Source organism: Sulfuricella sp. T08 (genome assembly GCF_000971475.1).
Taxonomy (GTDB): Bacteria; Pseudomonadota; Gammaproteobacteria; order Burkholderiales; family Sulfuricellaceae; genus Sulfuricella.
Window position 1 is genome coordinate 32,732 of the sequence record NZ_DF967563.1, and the last position, 24,719, is coordinate 57,450.

At 56.0% G+C, this 24,719-nt stretch carries 21 protein-coding genes, 2 tRNA genes and 1 pseudogene; 15 read left to right on the forward strand and 9 right to left on the reverse strand.

The features are described 5' to 3' along the window. Positions 1 to 72 precede the first annotated feature (72 nt). Positions 73 to 147: transfer RNA gene (locus tag SCT_RS14505), tRNA-Val, on the forward strand. Between the two features lie 210 nt (positions 148 to 357). Here the strand turns inward: SCT_RS14505 and SCT_RS14510 are convergent. The 3 genes from SCT_RS14510 to hflX all read right to left on the reverse strand — a co-directional run bounded on the left by SCT_RS14510 (position 358) and on the right by hflX (position 3,134). After that, positions 358 to 645, reverse strand: a complete 288-nt coding sequence (locus SCT_RS14510; RefSeq protein WP_059424382.1) for a hypothetical protein — start codon at positions 643 to 645, stop codon at positions 358 to 360. A 23-nt stretch (positions 646 to 668) separates the two neighbouring features. Further along, on the reverse strand, positions 669 to 1,709 hold the full coding sequence (locus SCT_RS14515; RefSeq protein ID WP_059424385.1) for an RNA methyltransferase: 1,041 nt from the start codon (positions 1,707 to 1,709) through the stop codon (positions 669 to 671). 63 nt (positions 1,710 to 1,772) lie between these two features. After that, complete coding sequence (hflX, locus tag SCT_RS14520) at positions 1,773 to 3,134, reverse strand: GTPase HflX (protein WP_059424387.1); 1,362 nt, start codon at positions 3,132 to 3,134, stop codon at positions 1,773 to 1,775. 610 nt (positions 3,135 to 3,744) lie between these two features. Here hflX and SCT_RS14525 point away from each other — a divergent pair. From SCT_RS14525 to serS, 7 genes and pseudogenes are all read left to right on the forward strand, one after another. After that, complete coding sequence (locus SCT_RS14525; RefSeq protein WP_059424389.1) at positions 3,745 to 4,854, forward strand: S-(hydroxymethyl)glutathione dehydrogenase/class III alcohol dehydrogenase; 1,110 nt, start codon at positions 3,745 to 3,747, stop codon at positions 4,852 to 4,854. 12 nt (positions 4,855 to 4,866) lie between these two features. Next, complete coding sequence (gene fghA, locus SCT_RS14530) at positions 4,867 to 5,703, forward strand: S-formylglutathione hydrolase (protein WP_189799678.1); 837 nt, start codon at positions 4,867 to 4,869, stop codon at positions 5,701 to 5,703. Between the two features lie 58 nt (positions 5,704 to 5,761). Then, positions 5,762 to 6,020 (forward strand): annotated as a pseudogene (locus SCT_RS17725) (IS3 family transposase); the annotation flags it as partial. A gap of 413 nt (positions 6,021 to 6,433) precedes the next feature. Beyond that, complete coding sequence (locus SCT_RS14535) at positions 6,434 to 6,892, forward strand: DNA-3-methyladenine glycosylase I (protein ID WP_082098377.1); 459 nt, start codon at positions 6,434 to 6,436, stop codon at positions 6,890 to 6,892. 591 nt (positions 6,893 to 7,483) lie between these two features. After that, a complete protein-coding gene (lolA, locus tag SCT_RS14540) occupies positions 7,484 to 8,122 on the forward strand; it encodes an outer membrane lipoprotein chaperone LolA (RefSeq protein ID WP_082098386.1) in 639 nt (212 codons plus the stop codon). After that, positions 8,115 to 9,428: a replication-associated recombination protein A gene (locus SCT_RS14545; protein WP_059424394.1), complete on the forward strand. Its 1,314-nt coding sequence runs from the start codon at positions 8,115 to 8,117 to the stop codon at positions 9,426 to 9,428. Before lolA ends, SCT_RS14545 begins: the two co-directional genes overlap by 8 nt. A gap of 12 nt (positions 9,429 to 9,440) precedes the next feature. Further along, on the forward strand, positions 9,441 to 10,727 hold the full coding sequence (gene serS, locus SCT_RS14550) for a serine--tRNA ligase (RefSeq protein ID WP_059424396.1): 1,287 nt from the start codon (positions 9,441 to 9,443) through the stop codon (positions 10,725 to 10,727). A gap of 76 nt (positions 10,728 to 10,803) precedes the next feature. On the opposite strand, the gene mltF is transcribed toward serS, so the two are convergent. Then, positions 10,804 to 12,279 carry a membrane-bound lytic murein transglycosylase MltF gene (gene mltF, locus SCT_RS14555; protein WP_237759707.1) on the reverse strand — a complete coding sequence of 492 codons (1,476 nt, stop codon included), beginning with the start codon at positions 12,277 to 12,279 and terminating at the stop codon, positions 10,804 to 10,806. Between the two features lie 48 nt (positions 12,280 to 12,327). Here mltF and SCT_RS14560 point away from each other — a divergent pair. The 5 genes from SCT_RS14560 to SCT_RS14580 all read left to right on the forward strand — a co-directional run bounded on the left by SCT_RS14560 (position 12,328) and on the right by SCT_RS14580 (position 18,186). Then, positions 12,328 to 12,417 (forward strand) — tRNA-Ser (locus SCT_RS14560). 203 nt (positions 12,418 to 12,620) lie between these two features. Continuing rightward, the gene (locus tag SCT_RS14565) at positions 12,621 to 15,518 is read left to right on the forward strand and encodes a molybdopterin oxidoreductase family protein (RefSeq protein WP_059424398.1); all 2,898 of its coding nucleotides are present in this window, start codon (positions 12,621 to 12,623) and stop codon (positions 15,516 to 15,518) included. Continuing rightward, entirely contained in the window at positions 15,515 to 16,246 is a 732-nt protein-coding gene (locus tag SCT_RS14570; protein ID WP_059424400.1) for a 4Fe-4S dicluster domain-containing protein, read from the forward strand. The genes SCT_RS14565 and SCT_RS14570 overlap by 4 nt, the downstream gene beginning before the upstream one ends. Positions 16,247 to 16,259: 13 nt before the next feature. Then, a complete protein-coding gene (locus SCT_RS14575) occupies positions 16,260 to 17,234 on the forward strand; it encodes a DmsC/YnfH family molybdoenzyme membrane anchor subunit (RefSeq protein ID WP_059424402.1) in 975 nt (324 codons plus the stop codon). Positions 17,235 to 17,259: 25 nt separating this feature from the next. Next, complete coding sequence (locus SCT_RS14580) at positions 17,260 to 18,186, forward strand: MBL fold metallo-hydrolase (protein ID WP_059424404.1); 927 nt, start codon at positions 17,260 to 17,262, stop codon at positions 18,184 to 18,186. Positions 18,187 to 18,229: 43 nt separating this feature from the next. On the opposite strand, the gene SCT_RS14585 is transcribed toward SCT_RS14580, so the two are convergent. From SCT_RS14585 to SCT_RS14595, 3 genes are all read right to left on the reverse strand, one after another. Further along, complete coding sequence (locus tag SCT_RS14585; protein WP_059424405.1) at positions 18,230 to 18,976, reverse strand: VacJ family lipoprotein; 747 nt, start codon at positions 18,974 to 18,976, stop codon at positions 18,230 to 18,232. 117 nt (positions 18,977 to 19,093) lie between these two features. Next, on the reverse strand, positions 19,094 to 19,627 hold the full coding sequence (locus SCT_RS14590; RefSeq protein WP_159107917.1) for a hypothetical protein: 534 nt from the start codon (positions 19,625 to 19,627) through the stop codon (positions 19,094 to 19,096). A 16-nt stretch (positions 19,628 to 19,643) separates the two neighbouring features. Next, positions 19,644 to 20,114, reverse strand: a complete 471-nt coding sequence (locus tag SCT_RS14595) for a hypothetical protein (RefSeq protein WP_059424408.1) — start codon at positions 20,112 to 20,114, stop codon at positions 19,644 to 19,646. Positions 20,115 to 20,233: 119 nt separating this feature from the next. Between SCT_RS14595 and SCT_RS14600 the strand changes: the two genes are divergently transcribed. After that, positions 20,234 to 21,079 carry an SDR family oxidoreductase gene (locus SCT_RS14600; protein ID WP_059424409.1) on the forward strand — a complete coding sequence of 282 codons (846 nt, stop codon included), beginning with the start codon at positions 20,234 to 20,236 and terminating at the stop codon, positions 21,077 to 21,079. A 130-nt stretch (positions 21,080 to 21,209) separates the two neighbouring features. Then, the gene (locus SCT_RS14605; protein WP_059424411.1) at positions 21,210 to 21,593 is read left to right on the forward strand and encodes a gamma-butyrobetaine hydroxylase-like domain-containing protein; all 384 of its coding nucleotides are present in this window, start codon (positions 21,210 to 21,212) and stop codon (positions 21,591 to 21,593) included. A gap of 49 nt (positions 21,594 to 21,642) precedes the next feature. Here SCT_RS14605 and SCT_RS14610 read toward each other — a convergent pair whose 3' ends face one another. Continuing rightward, positions 21,643 to 22,860, reverse strand: a complete 1,218-nt coding sequence (locus SCT_RS14610) for an EAL and HDOD domain-containing protein (protein WP_059424413.1) — start codon at positions 22,858 to 22,860, stop codon at positions 21,643 to 21,645. 14 nt (positions 22,861 to 22,874) lie between these two features. Beyond that, complete coding sequence (locus SCT_RS14615) at positions 22,875 to 24,710, reverse strand: chemotaxis protein CheA (protein WP_059424415.1); 1,836 nt, start codon at positions 24,708 to 24,710, stop codon at positions 22,875 to 22,877. Positions 24,711 to 24,719 lie beyond the last annotated feature (9 nt).

Genomic DNA, 24,719 nt, shown 5'->3' on the forward strand with positions numbered 1-24,719 from the left:
AACCGAGTAGAAATTGAGCGGGCTGATTAATTGACGTTTTCCGGACGATATGATCTAATTGCGCCTCTTTTTGGGCGGTTAGCTCAGTGGTAGAGCACTGCCTTCACACGGCAGGGGTCGCAGGTTCGAACCCCGCACCGCCCACCAAATAAATAATGGCTTAGGTTAAACCCTATGTACCGTTAAGCATAACCTGGCCAGATTGCCAATTTATGCTTTATTTCACGTTCGGCCACATTTTGTTTTATCGGTATTTCGGTTTTAACCTAAACAGTTTTGCGTCATTTCAGTGAAAAATGGCAATAAAAAACGGGACACGAAGTCCCGTTTCTGTTTTGATGCTAGCCCGCTGAGCCGTCAGCCGTCTGAGCCTTCCCGAACCTGCTTTATCAGCACGAAAGTATTACGTACGTTGCCCATCTCAGTGCCGGCCAGATGCTCTCTGATATCTCGCGCACTCAGCCCCTCATAGCCTTGGGCCAGACGCTGGCTCAGTACATCCTCCAATATTCTCCGCAATCCGGTTTCCTGAAGTGCCTTCTTCTGCACCTCGTATTGGCGATAACGAGCCGCTATGGCACGAGCCTCCGGGTTGGCACGCAGGTATACGCTTTTGACGTGAATAGGATGCAGCGCAATTCGCATCGCTCATTGACGCGCCAAGGGGCCTACAGAACCTGCGATGACGCAGCCGGAAGCGCGCTCTTCGCTTCCACCAGCGTCCGCGCCCGCAACTGCCCGCAGCCGCCCTCCACATCCTGCCCCGCGGACTGGCGCAACGTGGTGAGGATGCCGCGCCCGTGCAGGCTGCGCGCCATCTCGGTAGCTCGCTCCCAGCTGGGGCGCCGGTAGTCGAAGCCGTCGACACGGTTGTAGGGGATCAGGTTCATCACTGCGTATTTGCCGGCCAGCAGACGTGCAATACCCTCCAACTCTGTATCCGTGTCATTGATCCCTTCGAGCAGGGTCCACTGGTACTGAATGGGGTAGCTGGTGCTGCGGGCGTAGGCCTCACCCAGTTCGACCAGTTGAGTTGGCGTGATGTCCGGTGCCTTGGGGAGCAGACGCTGGCGCAGGGCGGCGTCGGTGGTGTGCAAGGAGATGGCCAGGGCGGGCTTCACCGTGGCCTGTGACAGCCGCTCGAACACGCGCCGGTCACCAACGGTGGAAAAGACCAGGTTTTTGTGACCGATACCGCCTTCCGTGCCGAGCAGGTCGATGGCCTCCAGCACATTGTCCAGGTTGTGGGCCGGTTCCCCCATACCCATGAACACGACCTTCTTCACTGCCCGAAGGCTGCGGGCCAGGACCACCTGAGCGACGATTTCTGCGCTGCCCAGCTGGCGCAGCAGGCCGTTGCGGCCAGTCATGCAGAATACACAGCCCACGGCACAGCCGACCTGGGTGGAGACGCACAGCCCTTCCCGGGGCAGCAGCACGCTTTCCACCGTCTGGCCATCCGCCAGCTCCACCAGCAGCCGGACCGAGCCATCCTCACCGGGGTGCTCGGAATGCAGACGCGCCAACCCCCGCAACTCGGCGGTGAGGCCGGGCATGGCATCACGCAAGGCCAGGGGCAGAAAGTTCTCGGCGCGCTGCCTTTTGGTGTCCAGGGACAGACCCTGAGCCCAGGCTCGCAGCACGCGCCCCTCATGGCAAGGCGCTGCGCCCAGGTCGCGCAGACGTTGTCGGATATCTTGAATACGCATGGATGGGGGCGGATGATAGCACGGGAGGTGCGGATGCCATTGCCTTGCACCCTGTGTGGAACGTCAGGTCATTGCGCTTGGGCCGAATCGTTCGCACAGGCCGTTCACAGTCTCGCGCTCGCCGCGAATGCGTAAGAACGCGCCTTCGCTGTCGGCGCGCTCCTCCCGCACCTCGCAACTCGCGAAAATTTCGCCGCGCAGTTGTTGTGCCGACCAAGGAATGAAAAGCTCGGCCTCAACGAGACCCTGCTGGAAAAACGCGACGATTGCCTCGCGTAGTTTTGCAACGTCGCCAGTGCGGCGTGCGCTCATCACAATGCAATCGGGGTAATGCGCGCGCAGCGCCGCTTCGCGTTCAGCTTGCGCCTCGGCATCGCCGACGTGGTCGATCTTGTTGAAGATGCGGATTCGCGGCACGTCCTTCGCACCGATTTCGTCAAGCACCTTGTCGGTGACCTCGAGCTGCCGTTCGAAGCCGGGATCGCTTGCATCGATGACGTGGAGCAGCAGCGACGCATCAAGTGCTTCCTCGAGCGTGGACTTGAACGAGGCGACGAGCCCGTGCGGCAGGTTCTTGATGAATCCGACCGTGTCGCTGACCAGCACGCGCGGCCTGCTCTCGGGCTGGAGGGCGCGCACGGTGGTGTCGAGCGTGGCGAAGAGTTTGTTTTCGACCAGCACCTCGCTGCCGGTGAGTGCGCGCATCAGGGTGGACTTTCCCGCGTTCGTGTAGCCGACAAGCGCAACGTTGGTGATTCCCTGGCGCTCCTGCCGCCGCGAGCGTTGCGTCTTGCGCTCGACGTCCATCGCGGCGATCTCAAGCTGCAGTTCGGCGATGCGGTCGCGAATCTTGCGTTTGTCCAACTCGGTGTGCGACTCGCCGGCGCCGCGGCCGCCGGTGCCGCTGCGCTGCCGCCCTTGCGGCCCAGCCAGCTTTGCCGCCTCGCGCAGGCGCGGCGCCATGTAGCCGAGGCGGGCGATTTCCACTTGCGCGCGCGCGGCGCGGGAGCTGGCGTGACGGTGGAAGATTTCGAGGATGACCATGGTGCGGTCCATCACCTCGCAGCCGACCTCGATTTCGAGGTTGCGCGCCTGCGAAGGTGAGATTTCGTGATCGACGAAGACGACGTCGATCTTGCCGGCGTTGGGGTCGGCGGCGGCCTGTGGTGTTCTTTCCAGTTCGACGGGCTCGGGTTCGTTGTCCACGAAGGAGCGTATCTCCTGCCGCTTTCCGGCGCCCAGGTAAGCCGTCGTGTCGAAGCTGGAGCGCTTCTGCGTGAAGGTGGCTGTGATCAAGAAACCCAGTGTCTTTGCCAGATCGCGCAACTCAGCCAGCGAGGCCTCGAACTCGACGTCGCTCACGTTCGGCAGTTGTACGGCCGCCACAACGGCGTATTTCGGCTTCTCTTTGGCTTTTTGTTGCATTCGGTGATTGCTTCTCTTGAGTGGGCGAAGCCCAATAGTATAGTCCCTGACTATGCAACAGTCGCCAGTATTGACCATGCTCAGTCCCCACGCCCAAGCCTCAGCCCGTCTCGAGCTCGGCATTCCAGAACGGCCTATCACCGTTTCGGGTCCGACGCGCGACTACGCAATATTCGATAGTGGACGTTCAAATCGAGTAGCTCTTGGTTACATCGAATGACCGTAAAGGCCGAACAAAAGATAATCGTGCCGCTCAGCCTGAACTTCCGCTTCTGGCACGTAAAAGCCTGTCGCGTCAGTCAGCATTGTGCCAGGAACAGCCGTCACATCAACGGCATCTACCTCATAATAATTCCGGTATATCCTATCTGAACCACTAAATATGGTTTATGATTTTTTCATGTACTCTCGTTTAAGTACCTAAGTCCAGTTGTGAATCTATGTCAACGGTAGCAATCGCTTGTCCGTATGACGTGGATTCTATAGTGGATCCCAATCCGTTGATTCGCACCATTTACGTATGCCAGGCAGCGAAAGGCCTGCGGCAGACAATCAATGTAAATAAAGCGATACCCCTAAGAATATATTCATACTATCAAGGACGAACCTGATGAAATCAAAAGCCGCTGTTGCATGGGAAGCGAAAAAGCCCCTGTCGATTGAGATGATCGACGTGGAAGGCCCGAAGGAAGGCGAGGTGTTACTCAAAGTCATCGCATCGGGTGTCTGTCATACGGATGCGTTTACCCTGTCCGGCGATGACCCCGAAGGCGTTTTTCCTGTCGTGCTGGGCCACGAGGGCGGTTGCGAAGTGGTGGAGTGCGGCCCCGGCGTCAAGGATCTGAAACCGGGTGATCATGTGATACCCCTGTACATTCCCGAATGCGGCGAATGTGAATATTGCCATTCCACCAAAACCAACCTCTGCCAATCCATTGCATCCACCGTGTGGACCGGCTACATGCCCGACGGTACGCGACGTTTTTCCATGAATGGGAAGCCCATTTACCACTACATGGGCTGCTCCACTTTTTCTGAATATACCGTGGTGCCTGAAATTGCCTTGGCAAAAATCAATAAAGCGGCGCCACTGGATAAGGTCTGCCTGTTGGGTTGTGGCGTCACCACCGGCATCGGCGCGGTCATCAACACAGCCAAGGTGGAACCCGGTTCAACGGTAGCGGTCTTCGGCTTGGGCGGTATAGGTCTGTCCTGTATTCAGGGTGCCGTGATGGCCAAGGCGAAACGCATCATTGCCGTGGATATCAACCCGGGCAAATGGACTATGGCCAAGGCACTGGGCGCGACGGATTTTGTCAACCCCAAAGAATTGAGCGGCAGTGTTACCGAAGCCGTTGTTGAAATGACCAATGGCGGCGTCGACTATTCCTTCGAGTGTATCGGCAATGTGCACGTGATGCGTGAAGCACTGGAGTGCACACACATGGGCTGGGGTGTCTCCACTATCATCGGGGTCGCCGGTGCCGGTCAGGAAATCTGCACCCGCCCGTTCCAACTGGTCACAGGCCGTACCTGGAAGGGTAGCGCGTTCGGTGGCGTCAAGGGACGGACGGAGCTGCCCGGCTACGTGGACCGTTACATGAGCGGCGAAATCGAGCTGGACAAGATGGTCACCCACACCATGCCGCTTGAAGATATCAACTGGGCATTTGATTTGATGCACAGCGGGGAAAGCATTCGCTCCGTGATCATCTTCTAGGACGTTTGAATCATGAAAAAAATCGAAAGTGTCAAAGAATTCGGTGGATGGCTGAACCGCTATGAGCATCAGTCCACAAGCTGTCATTGCACCATGACGTTTTCCGTTTATCTGCCGCCACAGGCAGAAACGGAAAAGGTCCCCGCCGTCTATTGGCTGTCGGGCCTGACCTGCACCGATGACAATTTCCGCACCAAGGCCGGCGCGCAACGTTATGCCGCCGAACTTGGGCTGGCGTTGATAATGCCTGACACCAGTCCCCGCGGCGATGACGTGGCCGACGATCCGAATCGCTACGATCTGGGCAAGGGCGCCGGCTTTTATGTCAATGCCACTCAGGCGCCCTGGTCAACGCATTACCAGATGTATGACTACGTCGCTGCAGAGCTGCCGGCATTGATCGAGGCTCATTTACCAGTGCTGCCCGGCATCAAATCAATCAGCGGTCATTCCATGGGTGGCCACGGCGCATTGATCTGCGCATTGAAGGAAAAAGGCGCCTACCGTTCCGTTTCTGCCTTTTCACCCATCTGTCATCCAGTGAAATGTCCATGGGGTGAGGGGTGTTTCGGCGCTTATCTGGGTGATGATAAAGAACAGTGGAAGGCCTACGATGCAACCGAGCTGATCATGGCCGGGCACAGTGCCATACCGGTATTAATCGATCAGGGCACCAATGATGAGTTCCTGGCCGAACAACTGTTCCCACAGGATCTGCAAGCGGCCTATGAAGAACAGGGCGGGTCCGTCACGTTGCGCATGCAGGAAGGCTATGATCACAGCTACCATTTCATTGCCACATTCATTGGCGAACACTTGGCCTATCATGCCAAAGCCCTACGGGGATAAATCCTCTGCTACATGGGCGAAAGAGCAGCCCACGCAGGCATTAACAGCCACAGCCAGTTCAGGGGCTGATCTGGTGCTGATGCGCCGGATGGACGAGCTGCATCTCGAACCTCCATTTGCCCGCGGACGAATGCTGCGGCGGAAAAGACACCAGATCAGGCGCAAGCGTGTCAGCACGCTGATGACGCGATGGGTACGAAGCCCTGTACCGCAAGCCCAACGCTAGCAGGCGCCATCCAGCGCCCCCGGTCTATCCTTACCTACTGCGCAACATGGCCATTGATCGTCCGAATAAGGCATGGGCAGCCGACACCACTAAGCGAACCGACATCATGACATTGAGGCCAGCGGCTTTCGGGAAATGTGATCCGAGGTGCCGATCGCGTTATATACACACGCGCCTTTCCGGATAAGCGGCTTTCCAGACTTCGATACGATTTGGAACTTACGCTGTATCGCTGGGGTGGCTGGCTGCCTTTTATTAAGCTAAGCACCAGTGACAACTAACAACCCAGTCAATCGGACGCGCGAGAGAGCTCCGTGCTTTTTTAGAGACCGGTCTGCGCGCGCCGGTTACTGGGAACGTTGGGCGTCAGGGGCTTCCGCATGAACAAATACCGCTGGATCGGGCCTTTCCAAATGAAGCAGCTCCTTGGCGACGTTGTAGCCAAGGCACTTCCGTGGCCTCCAGAAAACGGGAGCGCTTATGTCGTAACCCGGAGGGAATGGAGTGGGTGCGCAAGCAGGCCTGAGTTGGCTAACCATCCTCAAGAAGCGAGACAACTATCGCAATGCTTTCCACGGATTTGATCCGCATAAGGTGGCTAGCTATTCCGCGGCGGATGTTCAGCGCCTGCTGGCAGATCCCGGCATCGTGCGGAATCGCCTGAAGATTGAATCGACCATTAGAAATGCACGAGGCGTCCTCGCAATCAGAGAAGAGTTCGATTCCTTCGACTCTTTCATTTGGCGTTATGTCGACCATCACCCCAGGCAGAATGCGTGGCGATTGCTGGTCGAGGTGCCTGCCAGAACCGCACTATCTGACACGATAAGCAAAGACCTGAAGAAGCGGGGATTTAACTTCGTTGGATCTACTATTTGTTATGCCTTTATTCAGGCTGTAGGGATGGTGAATGACCACGTCGTTGGCTGTTTTCGCCATGATGAAGTGCAGAAGATCGCCTAACAAGACGCTCCAGCCGACGCCAGAAAGCGGCGCGACGGAGCTTTACCGTTGACATTGTAGAAAACTCTTTATAGCCTTCTTTCTCTGAAGGACCGTTGTTCGCTATATTTCAGACTGTCATTTACGGTAACTTGTCCGACCGCTATTGGCACATTTCAGCCAAAAGTCTTTATTTGATTTTCCGCTAGAAACTCCCACGCAAATGAAAATGCCTATAGGCAAAAATGGCTTACAGAAATGTAAGCTGGTATCATCCTTCACCTTCTGCATGGCAACGCAGGGGGTAGCGGCGGGTTGGGCAAAATGCTCAGAAAATCTTGAGGCAGCCCCTTCGGTATGGAAACCATAACTTGTCTGAACGTGAATTGGTTGTCTCCAACGCCTTGCTTTTAATGAATAATATTTTTGGCCACTATTTGCTTTATTTTGTTCTGTTCGGCCCGCTTATGCTTTATTCGGGACGACGGCTACGGTCTAGTACATAGAAAAGGCGGCCCGGTTAGGCTTAATTTGTTGGCGCGAAATGCTTAACGGCACATCCTCCTCGGATTCCCTGTCCGGCCGATGCTAAATTTCTCTTTACGAGGCATTGTGAAAAAATTTCCCCGTACTTTATTGCTTATTCTTAGTGGCTGTATGGCTATGGCCGGCCTGATTTCCTTGCCGGCGGATGCTTCGTCGCTGGATAGCCTCAAAACCTTTCTTTCCGAAGTCAAATCTGCCAAGGCCCATTTCAAGCAAATTGTCCTGGATAAAAAAATGACCACGGTTCAGGAAACCAGCGGCACCATGCTGTTTTCCCGCCCCGGCAAGTTTCGTTGGGTTTATGAAAAACCCTATGAGCAGCTGATAGTCGGTGATGGCGCCAAGCTGTGGATGTACGACGTCGATCTCAAGCAGGTTACGGTGAAGCAGATGGATAGTGCGCTAGGCTCAAGCCCTGCGGCGCTGCTGGCGGGTAACAACGAGATCGAGAAACATTTCGACCTGAAAGACATGGGCAAGCGTGGCACCATGGAATGGCTGGAAGCGACGCCGAAGGACAAGGAGAGTACGTTCGAGAGCATGCGTATGGGTTTTTCCGAAAAAGGGCTCGAGGTGATGGAATTGCGCGACCATTTCGGCCAGACCACGATGATTCGCTTTTCTGGCCTGGAGCGCAATCCGAAGCTTGCGCCCGAGGTGTTCAAATTCGTGCCGCCCAAGGGCGTGGACGTGATCGGTGACTGATTTGTTTTCTGCTGCCCCGTCCGGCGTCCCCCTGGCCGAGCGGTTGCGCCCCCAGACTTTGGACGAGGTGATCGGCCAGTCTCACTTGCTTGGCCCCGGCAAACCATTGCGTTTGGCTTTCGAGTCGAAGAAACTCCATTCCATGATCCTGTGGGGTCCGCCTGGCGTGGGTAAGACCACCATCGCCCGTCTTACGGCCCAGGCCTTTGATGCCGATTTTATCGCCCTGTCGGCGGTGCTTTCCGGGGTGAAGGATATCCGCGAGGCGATCGACCGGGCGCAGCTCAATCTGCAGCAATACGGTCGTCACACCATCCTGTTCGTGGATGAGGTGCACCGCTTCAACAAGGCGCAGCAGGATGCCTTCCTGCCTTTTGTCGAGCAGGGACTGGTGACCTTCATCGGCGCCACCACCGAAAACCCCTCATTCGAAGTGAACAGCGCGCTGCTGTCGCGCGCGCAGGTCTACGTGTTGCAGTCATTGACCGAGCAGGAGCTGGGGCTGCTGTTCGACCGGGCGACGGGTATCGCCTTGCAAGGCCTGACCTTTGACGATGCGGCTAAATCGCTGCTAATCGGCTATGCGGACGGCGATGCGCGACGCCTGCTGAACTTGCTGGAGCAGATGAAAACGGCGGCAGAAACCAGCCATGTCGAGCTGATTGATGAGACGTTGGTCAGAAACGCCTTGGCCCGGAGTGGCAGGCGTTTCGACAAGGGCGGCGAAGAATTTTACGATCAGATTTCCGCCCTGCATAAATCGGTGCGCGGTTCCAACCCCGATGCCGCGCTGTACTGGCTGGTACGCATGCTGGATGGGGGCGCCGACCCGCTTTACCTCGGTCGCCGCATCATCCGCATGGCGACCGAGGACATCGGCCTGGCCGACCCCAGAGCGCTCAGGCTGGCGCTGGATGCGGTGGAAACTTACGAGCGGCTGGGCAGTCCGGAGGGTGAGCTGACTTTGGCGCAGGCCGTGCTGTATCTGGCCTGTGCGCCCAAGAGTAACGCCGCCTACGTGGCGTATAATAATGCCCGCGCCTTCGTGAAAAACGACAAAAGTCGCGGGGTGCCGTTGCATTTGCGCAATGCGCCGACCAAGTTGATGAAGGAACTGGGCTACGGACACGCTTACCGTTACGCCCACGACGAGCCGGAAGCGTATGCGGCGGGAGAGGATTATTTCCCGGAAGAGATGCCGCGAGTCGAGTTCTACCAGCCCACGCCGCGTGGACTGGAAGGCAAGATCGGCGAACGGCTAGCGCATTTGCGGGAACTGGACGAGAAAACAAAGAACAGGAAATAACAGGGAGTTTTTATGCTGGACATACAATTGCTACGTAACGATCTGGATGGAGTGACGAAAAGTTTGGCGACACGAGGTTTCGTGTTCGATGCAGCCACTTTCCAGACGCTTGAGATGGAACGCAAGACGATCCAGACTCGCACCCAGGAGTTGCAGGCGAAGCGCAATGCCACTTCCAAGCAGATTGGCCAAGCCAAATCCAAGGGCGAGGATGTCAGCGCCATCATGGCGGAAGTAGCCAATCTGGGCGACGAGCTGAAGGCTGCCGAATTGAATCTGGAAGACATCCAGGCGCGGATGAATGAGATTCTTCTCACTATCCCCAATTTGCCCCACGAAACCACGCCTACCGGCAAATCCGAGAGTGACAATGTGGAAGTGCGCAGGGTGGGCACGCTGCGCAGTTTCGATTTCGATGTTAGGGATCACGTGGATGTGGGCGAGGGGCTGAACCAGCTTGATTTTGGTACGGCTGCAAAAATCAGCGGAGCACGTTTCTCGGTAATGCGTGGCCAGCTTGCGCGGATGCATCGAGCACTGGCTCAGTTCATGCTTGATGTGCATACCCAGGAGCACGGCTATACTGAGGTTTACGTTCCTTATCTGGTAAATGCCGATTCCATGCGCGGTACCGGACAGTTGCCGAAATTCGAGGCCGATCTGTTCGCGGTGCAAAAAAACGAAAACGAAAAGCTGTATCTCATTCCCACCGCCGAAGTACCTGTGACCAATATGGTGCGCGACGAGATCGTGGCGCTGGAAAGCCTGCCGCTGAAGTTCGTCGCCCATACCCCGTGCTTTCGCTCCGAGGCTGGCTCCTACGGCCGAGATACGCGCGGCATGATCCGCCAGCACCAGTTCGACAAGGTGGAGCTGGTGCAGATCGCTCATCCCTCAAAATCTTACGAGGTGCTGGAAGAACTGACCGGCCAGGCTGAAGCCATCCTGAAAAGACTGGAACTGCCCTACCGGGTGATGGCGCTGTGCAGTGGGGACATCGGTTTTTCCGCCGCCAAGACCTACGACCTGGAAGTGTGGCTGCCGGCGCAGAACGCTTACCGGGAAATCTCTTCTTGCAGCAATTTTGAGGCTTTCCAGGCGAGGCGCATGCAGGCGCGCTACCGCAATGAAAAAGGCAAGCCAGAGCTGGTGCATACCATCAATGGCTCAGGCCTGGCGGTTGGTCGGACGCTAGTGGCGATCCTTGAAAATTATCAGCGCGCCGATGGCGGAGTAGATATCCCCGCTGCGCTGCAGCCGTATATGGGTGGGCAGAAGGTCATTGAGGTTGTGAGCTGATCATTTCAGTGAAGGCTAACGTTTGCGCAGCCAACGTTATGCCGTAGCTAAAACTACCAGAACGCTGACGGCAGCGTTACCGTTCCTTCTGCGTTGCGTCCTTATCTAGGTAGGCTGGAGAATTTGCAAGCCTGAGCCCCTCCTTTGTATCAGTTAGTGCGGGATAGGGGGATTTGTAGGCTGGTTCGAATTTCATCATGATGTTGTAATAGTTGCGGATGTTTTCCACCAAAATCACTGTTTCTCCACCACGCGCATAGCCGTGCTTGAGGGCAGTGTAGTAAGCGGTCTTGCTCAATAGCGGCAGGGCTTTTTTCAGGTCGGACCATGAGTCCGGGTTCAGCTTCAACTTCTGTGCCAGAACCCGTGCGTCTTCCAGGTGACCCATCCCCGTGTTGTAGGCGGCCAGGGCTATCCATGTCTTATCGGGCTCGGGAATGCGCTCCGGCAGAGCTTCTTTCAGGGTGAGAAGGTAATTGGCGCCCGCCGGAACGTTTTCCTTCGGATTGAGCCGGTCGTTGACTCCTAGGTGGTCGGCCGTGTCCGCGGTCAGCATCATCAGGCCGCGAACGCCAGTCGGCGAGGTGGCCAGGGGATCCCAGTGGGATTCCTGGTAGCCCAGGGCGGCAATCAGCCGCCAATCGATTTCGGTGATTTCCTGCGCTTGCTGGAACAGTTTCCGGTAGCTTGGCAGGGTAGCATTCATTTTTTCCAGAAAGGTGACCACGTCAATGCGGTTCAGTCGCGCGATGTGGCCATAGTAGCGATCGAGCAGGCGCCTCAGCGTGCCATCTTTCTGGATCCGGTCGAAAAATTGCTGGGCCTTGCCGTACAGGTAGGGATCGACGTCTTTCGGAAATGCCCAGGCCAATTGCTCCGGTTCGCCCAGGTTGAAGGCAACGCCAAGATTAGGAAAGAAATTCTGTGTCATGGAAACGAAATGGGAATCGGCGATGGAATAGTCCACCTCGCCATTAGCCACTTTCTCCAGCAATTCTTCGATTTCAGTGGTGGTGATTTCGTGCCACGCCAGCTTGGGAGTTTTTTTCTTGGCTTGCTTGAGTCTTTCCACATAGCTGCTGCCGGCGATGACCTCGATTCTTTTCCCGATCAGATCCCCAATACCATCGGGCTTCAAGGTGAAACTGTTGTAAACGATTTGCTGCTGAACAGTTTGATAGGCAGGGCCAAAGCGGATGATTTTTTCGCGTTCCGGAGTGATGGTCAGTCCTGCGGCAACTAGATGTACTTGTTTTTTGGTCAGTATGGGGATGATTTTGCTGAATTCGGTGGCGACGACGAAACGGACATCGACGCCGAGTTCTTGGGCGAATAGCTTGACCAGGTCGTATTCCAGCCCGGCATAATTGCCTTGTGCATCCTCATAATAGGTGGTGGGGCTGTTGCGGGTCAGGACCACCAATTCGTGGTTTTCCTGCACCGGCGGGATGGGAGCCTCTGGAATGCTGCACGACCCCATTCCCAGCACAAGGATGAGCGGAATAAACAGGCGCATGGCAAAAGTTTGACCTTCTTTGGCGACTTTGTCCATGTTTCAGGTTCAACTATCCTCCCTGAACTGGTAGAATGCACACCTCGCGGAGAGGTGGCAGAGTGGTCGAATGTACCTGACTCGAAATCAGGCGTAGGTTCAAACCTACCGTGGGTTCGAATCCCACCCTCTCCGCCATCTTACATCTCCCTTCTCTTTGCCCATTTGGGCGCCGCCGAACTTTGATTTGGTATGTATATTAGACTGTATCAAAATTCTTATATGCATATAAATAAATGTGAACAAACTGAATGCATAATGTCTGTAAAATCAGTATTGATAGTCACATTAATCGGCACCCTGAGTAAGCTGGGGCTCACTGGCTTAGCGAGAAAATAATCATGCAACAATCAGTCAGTCATACAGAAAATTCAAAGGACTGTGTCGAGGTCAAGAATACGACCTGCTACATGTGCGCCTGCCGCTGTGGCATTCGTGTCACGGTGAAGAACGGCGAAGTGCGATACATCGAGGGCAACCCCGAGCACCCCTTAAACCAGGGCGTGATCTGCGCCAAAGGTTCTTCCGGCATCATGAAGCAGTACTCTCCTGCACGCTTGACCCAACCGTTGCGCCGTAAGCCAGGCTCCGAGAGGGGGGCAGGTGAGTTTGAGCCAATTTCCTGGGAGGAGGCGTTTACCCTGATGGCGGATCGACTTGCCAAGATACGCTCTACCGATCCGAAAAAATTTGCGCTCTTCACCGGTCGAGACCAGATGCAGGCACTGACCGGGCTGTTCGCCAAGCAGTTTGGCACGCCCAATTACGCTGCTCACGGCGGCTTCTGCTCGGTGAACATGGCCGCCGGCATGATCTACACCATCGGCGGCTCGTTCTGGGAATTTGGCGGGCCCGATCTGGATCGTGCCAAGCTGTTCGTGATGATAGGCACCGCCGAAGATCATCACTCCAACCCGATGAAGATCGCGTTGTCCAAGTTCAAGCGCAACGGCGGCCGCTTCGTTTCGATCAATCCGGTGCGCACGGGCTATTCCGCTATCGCCGATGAGTGGGTGCCGATCCGCCCTGGCACGGATGGCGCTCTGCTGTTGGCGCTGATCCACGAAATCATCCGACTCGGACTGTATGACCGGGATTTCCTGGTGCAGTACTCGAACTCCGCCGAACTGGTGAACCTCGACGAAAAGAGCAGCGAGTTTGGCATGTTCGTGCGCACTGAGGTGCCTGAGGAGGAAGGTTGCTTCGACCCGCAGAACAAGCTGTGGTGGGATCGTGTTTCCAACAAGCCTGTGGTTACCCACAGCGAGGGCGCCGATCCCTTCCTCCGCGGCGAATTCAAACTCAAGGATGGTACACCGGTGAAGCCTTCCTTCCAGCTCCTGCAGGAGCGGGTCGAGGACTATACGCCGGAATGGGCGGAAGGGATTACCGGCATTTCGGCCGAGACCATCCGTCGCCTCGCCCACGAGATGGGCGTCACCGCGCGCGACCAGAAGATCGAACTGCCGATCGCCTGGACCGATACCTGGGGCAAGGAGCATGAAACCGTTACCGGCAATCCGGTTGCCTTCCATGCTATGCGCGGCTTGGCAGCCCATTCAAATGGTTTTCATACCATTCGCGCGATGTCCATTTTGATGAGTCTGCTCGGCACTATAGACCGCCCGGGCGGCTTCCGTCACAAGGCGCCGTTTCCGCGTCCGATTCCCCCCTGCGCCAAGACGCCTAAGGGTCCGGAAGGGGTGCAGCCGAATACGCCGCTGGGCGGCATGGCACTGGGTTGGCCTGCCGAGCCGGATGATCTGTTCGTTGACGAAAATGGCGAGCCGGTGCGGCTCGACAAGGCGTTTTCCTGGGAATACCCGCTCGCTGTCCACGGCCTGATGCATAACGCCATTACCAACGCCTGGCGTGGCGATCCCTATTCGATCGACACCATGCTGATTTTCATGGCGAACATGGCGTGGAATTCGTCGATGAACACGGTGCAGGTGCGTGACATGCTGAAGGACAAGCGCGAGGACGGCGAGTACAAGATCCCCTTCCTGATCGTGTGCGACGCCTTCCAGTCTGAAATGACCGCCTTTGCCGACTTGGTGTTGCCGGATACGACTTATCTCGAACGCCATGATGTGATGTCCATGCTCGACCGGCCGATTTCAGAATTCGACGGCCCGGTGGATTCGGTGCGCATTCCGGTGGTGCCGCCTACAGGCGAGTGCAAGCCGTTCCAGGAGGTGCTGATCGAGCTGGGTTCGCGCCTCAAGCTGCCGGTGTTCGTTAATCCGGACGGCTCGCGCAAGTACCGCGATTACCCCGATTTCATCACCAACTATGAAACCGAGCCGGGTTCTGGCATCGGATTCCTCGCCGGTTGGCGCGGCAAGGGCGGGGAAAAATTCATGCGTGGCGAGCCCAATCCGCGCCAGTGGGAGATGTACGCCAAGAATAACTGCGTCTATCAATACCACCTGCCTCGTTCCTACCAGTACATGCGCAACTGGAATCAGGGCTATCTGGAATGGGCTCAGCGCCACCGGCTGACGCGCTATGCCGAGCCGATCAATATCCATATCTATTCCGAAGTGCTGCAGAAGTTCCGTCTCGCCGCTCAAGGCAAGACTGATGGCCGCCAGCCTCCCGAGCGCCTGAGGAAGCGCATCGAGACTTATTTTGACCCGCTGCCGTTCTACTATGAACCGCTGGAGGTACAACTCAGCGACAACGCCAAGTATCCGCTCAATGCGGTGACTCAGCGCCCGATGGCGATGTATCACTCGTGGGATTCGCAGAATGCTTGGCTGCGTCAGATCCATGCCCATAACTACCTGTTCGTGAATCCGGTGACCGCACAGACCCAGGGTATCGCCGACGGCGACTGGATCTGGGTCGAATCAATGCATGGCAAGGTGCGCTGCATGTGCCGTTACACCGAGGCGCTCGAACCGGGTACGGTGTGGACCTGGAATGCCATCGGCAAGGCCAAGGGAGCGTGGAACCTGGCGCTGGAAGCGAATGAATCGGAAAAGGGTTTCCTGCTGAACCACCTGATTTCAGAAGAGTTGCCGGCCAATCGTGATGGCGACCACCTTTCCAACTCCGACCCGGTCACCGGGCAGGCGGCGTGGTACGACGTCAAGGTGAAAATCTACAAGGCGGCCGAGGGCGAGCCTGAACAGACCTCCCCGCAATTCGAGCCAGTGCCTGCTGCGCCCGGCACCAACAAGGTTCGGCGTGCCTGGCAGGCATTTTTTGCTGGAAAAGGAGAGTGGAAATGACCCAGCTTGCCCTGGTCATCGACCTCAATGTCTGTGTCGGCTGCCATGCATGCGTTACCAGTTGCAAGGAATGGAATACCTCCGGCTCGGCGGGTGCCATGTCGGACGACCGTCCCTACGGCGCTGACCCGACCGGCACCTTCTTCAACCGGGTGCAGACTTTCGAGGTCGGCAGTTTCCCCAATACCGAGACGGTGCATTTCCCCAAATCCTGCCTGCATTGCGAGGAGCCGCCTTGTGTGCCGGTGTGCCCGACGGGCGCTTCGTACAAGCGCAAGGAGGACGGGATCGTGCTGGTGGACTACGACAAGTGCATCGGTTGCAAGTATTGCTCCTGGGCCTGCCCCTACGGCGTGCGCGAAATCGACGAGCACCAGAAGGTGATGAAGAAGTGCACCCTGTGCGTCGACCGGATTTACGACCAGTCCTTGCCTGAAGCGGAGCGCAAGCCGGCGTGCGTGCTGGCCTGCCCGACCAGTGCACGCCTGTTCGGCGACGTGCATGATTCGGAGTCGGTGGTTTCGGTGGCGATCCGGGAAAGCGGCGGTTATGCGTTGATGCCGGAGTGGGGCACCAAACCGGCCAACCATTACCTGCCAAGGCGCAAGACTCAGATCAGGATACATGCGGATGAACTGATGCGCGCCGACAACCCGCTCAAGAAAGAGCGTCTGCTACCGCAACCGGACAAGAGCGAGCCGTCTCTGGACGACGTCACTTCTTGGTAATATTGGAGTTAGTATGCATCCCGCGTTTTCAGTGATTTTCCTCACCACCCTGATTGGTGCCGGCCAGGGGTTGTTCCTGGCTCTTTACACCGGCCAGGTCTATGCCTTTTTCCATTTGTTGCCGCAGGCCGATGGCCGTTTTTATGCGATAGGTAGCCTGATCGCGTTGCTGCTCCTGATCGGTGGACTGGTGGCCTCCTTCTTCCATCTCGGCCATCCCGAGCGTGCTTGGCGCTCGGCAGCGAAATGGCGCACGTCCTGGCTGTCGCGTGAGGTGATCGTGCTGCCGGCCTTCATGGGCGTGGTTTTCCTCTTTGGCGTGGCGCATAGTTTAGGCTGGCATGCTGCACTCGTCACTTTCGGTACGCTGACCCTGGATGCGACGATGGTACTCGGTGTGCTCGGCACGGTGTTGTGCTTCGCGCTGTTCATTTGCACGGCGATGATTTATGCCTGTCTGAAATTTCTGCAGGAATGGCACAGCCCGCTGACGGTCGTGAATTACCTGCTTCTCGGCAGTGCTTCAGGCTTTACTCTGGCGACGGCTTATTCGGCTTACGCTGCACCCGATCTGGTGGGTTTCTATGGTGAATGGGCGATGGTGATTACCCTGCTTGCGCTGGTGACACGCGCTGCATCACTAGTGCGTAATGCACGCCTGAAGCCGAAATCCACACTGCAGACGGCTATTGGTGTACGCCACGGTCAGATTGTGCAGAAATCTCAGGGTTTCATGGGAGGGTCATTCAACACCCGCGAGTTCTTCCATGGCAAGGGTGCAGGCCTGCTGCGCTCGGTTAAGTGGGTTTTCCTGGCACTGGTATTCGTGCTTCCGATGCTGCTATTGGCCGGCGGGCTTTCCTTTTCTTATGGTGGATTGCTGTCCGCTGCGGTTTTGGTGCAATATATTGGCCTGCTCGCCGAGCGCTGGTTTTTCTTCGCCCAGGCCAACCATCCGCAGAACCTGTATTACCAGACTATTTCCTGATTCTTGCCGGTACTAAGGAGAAATCATGAGCCGCGTTTGCTGGACCTTACTTATCCTGATTTTTTCTAATGCGGCATATGCCCAGACACAAATTCCCGAGCCCAAGGTCGTGAAGATTAACGAGCGGGTATACGCCTTACTCGGCCCGATGGGTTTGCCGAGCCAGCACAACCAGGGTTACATGGTGAACAGCACTGTGATTGTTGGTGACCAGGGCGTGATTCTGGTGGATAGCGGCGGCACGGACGAGGTCGGCCAACACTTGGCGAAAGCGATTGCCAAAATCACGCCCAAGCCGGTTACCCATATCATTAATACCCATCACCACGGCGATCATGTGCTCGGCAACATCGCCTTCAAGGGCGCAGAAATCCTCAGTTCTGAACAGTGCAGGGCGCTGGTTTCGAAAACCGGCGAGGAATGGGTGCAGATCATGGAAAGCCTGGTTGGCCGGAAGTTTCCCGGCACACGCCCGGTACCGGCTATGGTTACCTTCCAGGAAGATAGCACCAGTGATCGCAACCTTCAAGGCGTGAAAATGCGGTTGTGGGTGCCGCGTGGTTCACATACGCCGGGCGACATGATGGTTTATCTGCCAGACGATAAGGTGCTGATCGGCGGAGATATTCTGGTTAATACCACAACGCCGGTGATGCGCGACGGTCATATTCGCAATTGGATAGCGGCTCTTGCCAAGGCACAGGATTTCAAAGCCGCCACCATCGTGCCAGGCCATGGACCATTGATGACCATGGCAGACGTGGTCAAATTGCACAAGCTCCTGGCCGGTTTCTATGCCGGCGTGGAGGCCGGGTACAAGAAAGGCCTAAGCGATAGCGAAATTCGTAATACGCTAGATCTTTCAGAATGGAAAAAACTCAAGGAATATGAAGTTAACATGGGCGCGAATATCAGCCGCGCTTACCTTGAGGTAGAGGTGGCTAATTTCTAGGGGCGGCTGTTCGCAGCCCCACTATGCGCGGAGAATCCGGAGTTCAGGGGTGGGTCGAGGTTGGGGCGGCAGGAGCGGGATCATCATAATCCTCGAACTTCTCCCGTGGCGGATTGCCGTCATAGACTAAACCACGCCGCCGCTGCAGATAGGCATCTCGCAGGAAAACATAACGGTCGAGAGCTGCTTCGTCCAGAATTTCCTCCGTGTCAAGCAGGCGCGCACGGGTATCCACGGAGTGGATGGCAATTGCCGAATTGCGCTCGGGAATCGGTGAGTGCTGCACCACCGGGTCGAAATGGGCATCTACTGCTGTTCCAACGGCGTCTCGCAGGGTGCTGGGGCCAAGGAGTGGCAGCACCAGATAGGGCCCGTTGCCGACGCCCCAATATCCCAGTGTTTGTCCGAAGTCTTCGTTATGTTTGGCCAGGTCCATCGGAGTAGCGACGTCGATAAGGCCGGCAATACCGACCGTAGTGTTCCAGATCAGACGACTGAAATCAGTGGCGGCACGTTCGAGTTTGAATTGGAGCAGGTCGTTGAGCAGCACCAGTACGTCATCCAGATTGGAAAAGAAATTGCCCACGGCGGTGCGCACCGGTTCAGGCATGGTTTCCTTATACCCTGTGGCAACCGGTTTGAGCACCGCTTTGTCCACCACATCATTGAATTTGTAGATGCCGCGGTTGAGCGGTTCCAGAGGATCGCGCGGGTCACCGTTAGTGGCGCAGCCGAGGAGGGCAAGGCTTAATAGCATCACGGTCGGGAGCTTGAGAAAGTTTGCACGCATTATTACAGTATCCGATGTTATTTTCAGTAACTCATTGTATCAATGATTTACTAGTGTAGGAACTATCCGGGTCATGAAGCGTGCAAGATATGCTGTGCTTGGATGAGTGTCACAGATCTAGCGATGCTTACTTGGGGCTCCTGCCCACTGATCAGGGGGTGCCTGTTCCGTGATTTTTAAGAGCAGCATCAAATCTCCCATAATATCCAGATCGAAGCCCTTACGGTTGCCACGATTGTCGATGATCAGTTCACTGAGGTATGAGAAGCACTCCGGATAGCCCCAAACCAGGGTGAGTTTATTTGCAATATGGGGAAAATCAGCTTCTATGGAGGATAGGCTGGGGTTTGTTTCCGGCAGGGTAGGTATGATTCTGGCAGTTTCTCTCGCCAATCCCGCATTGAGTCGAGGCAGGGGGGCTTTGCTGTTGCCGGGACCGCTGCTATCGATGATCCTTCCCGCCAGCATATCAATGCGGCTTTCCGGTTCGATAGCTATTTCCTGGGGGGTTTCCGGGGTTAATAGCATACGTGCCTCCGTTTTGAATGTTGTTGTTATTTGAAACTTTATTTTAGGGGTGGCCAGTGTTGCCAATATACCCTTTTGGTATGGGTTGAGTCTGGTTGCTGTCAGCTTGGTTTCCGGCCGCACATTTCACGGCTTAACGCTAGTCACCGATTTTTATGGAATCTGCCCATATGTCAGGGTGTTCACGTTCTGTAATATCCAGCAGTAGCATCAGTTCACTCATGACATCCAGGCTGAAGCCCTGGCGGTTGCTGCGATTATTGATCATCAGCTTGTTGAGGTAGTCCTCGCATTCCGGGTTGCCCCAAACCAGAGTAAGATTCTCCGCGATATTAGGAAAGACTGTTTCGAGAGCGGATTCGATGTGGATGATTTCAGGTTGGCTGGGTTTGGTGTCGGCCGCCATTTTTATTTCCACATCCACCTTCGCTAAACCCGCATTGAGTTGAGGGAAGGCTGTCTCGCCATTGCCGGATAGTAAGGTTGAAAGGGTTGGGGTATGCGGGTTGACGGCGGGCTCACTGCTGCCAATGACCATTCTTTCCAGCCTGGCAATGCGGCTTTCCAGCTCGGAGATTTTTTCCAGAGTGTTCTCTAGGGTTGGTAGCATGAGTCTTCACGTTGAATATTGTTGATTTGTTATAACTTTGATGGAGAAATGATAGTGTTGTCAATATATTCCTTTGGAATGGCAGTGAATATGATTGATGCTCATAATATGAGCACGTCATGATCACTCAAAATATCCTGATCACAGGCTGTTCCAGCGGAATTGGACGCTGCGTTGCCGCAGGACTGGCAAAGCGCGGTTACCGTGTCTTTGCCTCGGCCCGCAAGGCGGAGGACGTTCGGTCGCTTGAGGCTGACGGCCTGGAAAGCGTGCAGCTTGATCTGGCAGATTCCGTTTCCATTCATCGTGCGATGGATGAGGTTCTGGCGCGCAGTGGCGGGCAACTTGATGCCCTGTTCAACAATGGCGCTTACGGCCAGCCTGGAGCGGTGGAGGACCTGCGGCGTGAGGTATTGCGCGAACAGTTCGAGGCCAACCTGTTCGGCACGGTTGAGTTGACCAATCTGGTGATACCGGTGATGCGCGCCCAGGGCCACGGACGCATTATTATGAACAGCTCGGTGCTGGGGTTAGTTGCTTTGCCTTACCGGGGCGCCTACATCGCCAGCAAATACGCGCTGGAAGGAATCGCAGATACGCTGCGGCTGGAGCTTCGCGGCAGCGGCATCCATGTTTCCCTGGTTGAACCGGGACCGATCGAGAGTCGTTTTCGGGCGAATTCATTTGAGGTCTACAAGCGCAATATCGATGTGGAACACAGTGTCCACCGCGAGAAGTACCTGGCCATGGAACGCCGTCTGGTCAAGCAGGGTGCAGCCGTGCCGTTTACGCTTCCGCCCGGGGCGGTGCTGGACAAGGTTATTCATGCTTTGGAGAGCAGTCATCCAAAAATTCGCTACCACGTGACCGTTCCTACCCACCTGTTCGCCACACTAAAGCGGATTTTGCCTGATGGCTGGATGGATAAGCTGCTTGCCGCGGTGGGAGGGAATGGCAGTAAATAGCCAGGAATGATTCGATTGGATGGTTTTCCTTGTGGTTCGCAGACTTGAAATCCTGTTTGTTCTCCCCCATCTAGAATCTGGATTTTTCGCTTATCGTGACTACTGAATTGAATTATCGAAAGGAATGAATATGGCAGGATTGGATAGTAAAACGCCGATGCCAACGGAAATCAAGCTTCACCAGAAATCGCGCATGCTGGAGATTGCGTTTTCCGATGGGCAGCGTTTTGAGCTGCCTTGCGAATTCCTGAGGGTTTATTCGCCTTCTGCCGAGGTGCGCGGCCACGGCCCGGGGCAGGAAGTATTGCAGGTGGGCAAGAAGAATGTAGAAATTACCGATGTTCAGCCGGTGGGCAGTTATGCCGTACAGCTGGTTTTTTCGGATGGCCATGATAGCGGCCTGTACTCATGGGATTACCTGCATGACTTGGGCGTCCGCCAGGAAGCGCTTTGGAAGCAATATCTGGATCGCATGAACGAGGCGGGTGCCCGCCGCGAATCGGCTGCCCTATGAGCTTTTAAACTTGTTGCGGGGAAGTTTGATTTTCCCGCAACTTTACTTGTTAAATTCCCAGGGTTTCCACCCAGGCCAAGGCGGAAAGGTGGGCCTGGTTGATCTTGTCCGGCTCCAGTTGCAGGGAAAACGCCAGTTTTTCAATGTGGTCGGTATCCCCTTCCTCGCAGGCTACTGCCAGATCCAGGAAAGGGCCGTAGAGGCCTTGCCGGGTCAGCAGTGCATCGGAAATCGTTTCCGGCAGAGAGAGCTTGTCCAGCACCTCTTCCATGGGCATTTCCAGCATGGCATCGAGCAGAGAGAACACTCCAACGATAAACAGGTTGTCGCGATCGGCTGCTTCCAGCATATCCTTGCCCAATAGCTCAGTCAGGCGGCCGCGGGTGACGGCTGTTTTCATCAGGGCAGGAGAGGTGCTGCCTTCCCCTGCAGTGACAAGCAGCAGGGTCAGCCAGCGGTACAGTTGCTGATAACCGAGAATCGCCAGTGCATGGCGCAATGACTGGATTTCGCAGGACAGGCCAAAGCCGACAGAATTGATGTAGCGCAACAGCTTGAAAGAAAGGGCTACGTCGCGCTTGAATGAAGATTCAATATCCTTGATTTCCGCATTGTTGCGCACCTTGTTGAGCAGTTCAAGTACGACGGCGTAGGCGGGATGGATAACCTTGGCGCTTAGCGTTTCCGGGTGGGCGAAATAATAGCCCTGGTAATAGGCGAAACCCAATTTTTTGCAATTATTGTGTTCGCTTTTGGTTTCGACCTTTTCCGCAATCAGCTGGGCTGGGTGCTTTTCCAAGGCACGAACATGGGCCTCCAGTTGGCCTTTGGAATTCAGCTTCTGGACATCCAGTTTGATGAAGTTCGCGATTGCCAGCAGCGGGGCGCTTTCCGGCGTCAGCTCAAAGTCATCCAGGGCCAGGCGGTATCCCAGTGTACGGAGTTCGTGGCAGCGCGCCAGCAATTCTGGAGTCGCATGAGTGGTTTCCAGAACTTCCAGCACTGCCCGGTTGACCGGTAGCAGTTCGAGGAAATCGCTCATCAGCATGGAGGTGGAGGCATTGACGAAGGCCAGTTTGTCGCCCAGCAGCCATTCCGCCCCCATGTTGCTGAGGATGTTGGCTAGCACCTTGGAAGTGGCCAGATGGTCATCAGTGAAGCTGGCATGGGTGGCTTCCGCGCTACGGCGGAACAGAAGTTCATACCCAACGATCTTTTGTTGGTTGTCAACGATAGGCTGGCGGGCGAGATAGACGTGATCTTGCATTGGAATTCTAGCCCTTACGCGGAAAACATCGATGCATGAGTGACCTCGGTGCTCATTTCCAGCAGCTCCTCGATATCCAGCACCAGCACCACCAAGCCATCACCGGACAGGGTGGCGCCTGCGATGCCCTTGGGTTTGATGTCATGCAGCGGCTTGATGACCACGTCATCCCTGCCGATGAAGCCGTCAATAGCCAGGATAAAGTTGGTGGCGGTGGCCTGCATCAGGACACCGAAGGATGGCATGCCTTCCTGCGGCCAGCCGATCAGGCTGGCCAGGGACCGCACTGGTAAGACCTCGTCGCGCACCACCATGGTTGCTCGGCCTGAAACACGCTGGATTTCTTCGGGGCGGATCGGGATGATTTCACGTACCATGGAAAGTGGTACGGCAAAAGGCTGTTCACCCAGGCGTACCACCAGTACAGGGAGAATGGCCAGGGTCAGCGGCAGGGAGATGGTAATGGTTGTGCCGTGGCCGACGACTGAATTGATGTCAATCCGACCGTTCAGTTTCTGGATGTTGGTGCGCACGACGTCCATCCCGACACCCCGTCCAGAAACGTCTGAAATCTCGTCCTTGGTCGAAAAGCCGGGCAGGAAGATCAGGTGAAGAGACTGTCTGTCATCCAGTGTGTTTGCTGCTTCAGCATCGATCAGCCCTTTTTCGATAGCCTTGCGGCGTATAGTATCGGGCCGCATGCCTTTGCCGTCATCGGCGATCTCGATAACGATGTGATCGCCTGATTGCATGGCGGAAAGCTTCACCAGGCTCTTGGTTGGCTTGCCTGCGGCGACGCGTTCTTGCGTGCTTTCCACACCATGGTCCACCGCGTTGCGCACCAGATGGACGATAGGATCGTTAAGATCCTCGATCATGGTTTTGTCGATTTCGGTTTCTTCACCCACGATCAGCAGTTCGACGTCTTTCCCCAGTTGCCGGGCAAGGTCGCGCGCCAAGCGTGGATATTTCTGGAACAGCCTGCCAATCGGTTGCATCCGAGTTTTCATTACTGCGTTTTGCAGGTCGCCCACCAAAAGGTCCAGGTGGCTGACGGCTTCGTCCAGTGCCTTGAGGGTATCTCCATCGGTCTTTCCCTGGAGGATATTCGCGCGCAGGCAGGTAAGACGGTTTTTGGTGAGACCAATTTCGCCGGAAAGGTTGAGCACCATGTCCAGCCGCGATGTGTCTACGCGGATGGTGGTTTCTTTGGCGGCAGGCTGCTGGGCAGATGGCGCCTTGGCGCGGGGCGCAAGGTTGACCTGGGCTGCGGCATGGATAACCGGTGCAATTTCCATGGGGAGGGTGACTTCATGGGGTGCGGTTATGCTTTCTGCTGGCGTGCCGGTGACAGTGTGGTATAAAGCCTGCCAATCCGGACCGCCGGATTCCTGGATGGCGGCCTGGTCTGCGTTGGCTGGCTCGGCTGTTGTGGCAAGAGCCGCCAGCACCACCTTTTCGCCAGCCAGAACGCAGTCCAGTGCTTTCAGAAGAACGGCCTCCGCCGCATCCGGTAGCTGCGACTGGGCGAGCGAGCCGAACATGGTGCGTACCACGCCGGTTGCGTTCATGATGACATCCATGATCTCGGCGGTCAGGGTCAGTTCGCCGGTGCGCAACTTGTCGAACAGGTTTTCGGTGCGGTGGCACAGCTCGACCAGATCGTTGACGTTGAGGAAGCCGGCGCCACCCTTAATCGTGTGGAAGCCGCGGAAAATATCGTTTAGCAACGCCTTGTCACTGGGGCGTTTTTCCAGTTCGACTAATTTGTTGTCTACATCAGACAGCAGCTCGCCCGCTTCTGTCAGAAAATCCTGTAGTAACTCTTCCATTCCGGCGAAGTGGCTCATGGTTTCTCC

Excerpts from the sequence above, each read along its gene's own strand:
- SCT_RS14510 (WP_059424382.1), bottom strand. The coding sequence starts at position 645 with ATGCGAATTGCGCTGCATCCTATTCACGTCAAAAGCGTATACCTGCGT.
- SCT_RS14515 (WP_059424385.1), bottom strand. The coding sequence starts at position 1,709 with ATGCGTATTCAAGATATCCGACAACGTCTGCGCGACCTGGGCGCAGCG.
- hflX (WP_059424387.1), bottom strand. The coding sequence starts at position 3,134 with ATGCAACAAAAAGCCAAAGAGAAGCCGAAATACGCCGTTGTGGCGGCC.
- SCT_RS14525 (WP_059424389.1), top strand. The coding sequence starts at position 3,745 with ATGAAATCAAAAGCCGCTGTTGCATGGGAAGCGAAAAAGCCCCTGTCG.
- fghA (WP_189799678.1), top strand. The coding sequence starts at position 4,867 with ATGAAAAAAATCGAAAGTGTCAAAGAATTCGGTGGATGGCTGAACCGC.
- serS (WP_059424396.1), top strand. The coding sequence starts at position 9,441 with ATGCTGGACATACAATTGCTACGTAACGATCTGGATGGAGTGACGAAA.
- mltF (WP_237759707.1), bottom strand. The coding sequence starts at position 12,279 with ATGGACAAAGTCGCCAAAGAAGGTCAAACTTTTGCCATGCGCCTGTTT.
- SCT_RS14565 (WP_059424398.1), top strand. The coding sequence starts at position 12,621 with ATGCAACAATCAGTCAGTCATACAGAAAATTCAAAGGACTGTGTCGAG.
- SCT_RS14570 (WP_059424400.1), top strand. The coding sequence starts at position 15,515 with ATGACCCAGCTTGCCCTGGTCATCGACCTCAATGTCTGTGTCGGCTGC.
- SCT_RS14575 (WP_059424402.1), top strand. The coding sequence starts at position 16,260 with ATGCATCCCGCGTTTTCAGTGATTTTCCTCACCACCCTGATTGGTGCC.
- SCT_RS14580 (WP_059424404.1), top strand. The coding sequence starts at position 17,260 with ATGAGCCGCGTTTGCTGGACCTTACTTATCCTGATTTTTTCTAATGCG.
- SCT_RS14585 (WP_059424405.1), bottom strand. The coding sequence starts at position 18,976 with ATGCGTGCAAACTTTCTCAAGCTCCCGACCGTGATGCTATTAAGCCTT.
- SCT_RS14595 (WP_059424408.1), bottom strand. The coding sequence starts at position 20,114 with ATGCTACCAACCCTAGAGAACACTCTGGAAAAAATCTCCGAGCTGGAA.
- SCT_RS14600 (WP_059424409.1), top strand. The coding sequence starts at position 20,234 with ATGATCACTCAAAATATCCTGATCACAGGCTGTTCCAGCGGAATTGGA.
- SCT_RS14605 (WP_059424411.1), top strand. The coding sequence starts at position 21,210 with ATGGCAGGATTGGATAGTAAAACGCCGATGCCAACGGAAATCAAGCTT.
- SCT_RS14610 (WP_059424413.1), bottom strand. The coding sequence starts at position 22,860 with ATGCAAGATCACGTCTATCTCGCCCGCCAGCCTATCGTTGACAACCAA.
- SCT_RS14615 (WP_059424415.1), bottom strand. The coding sequence starts at position 24,710 with ATGAGCCACTTCGCCGGAATGGAAGAGTTACTACAGGATTTTCTGACA.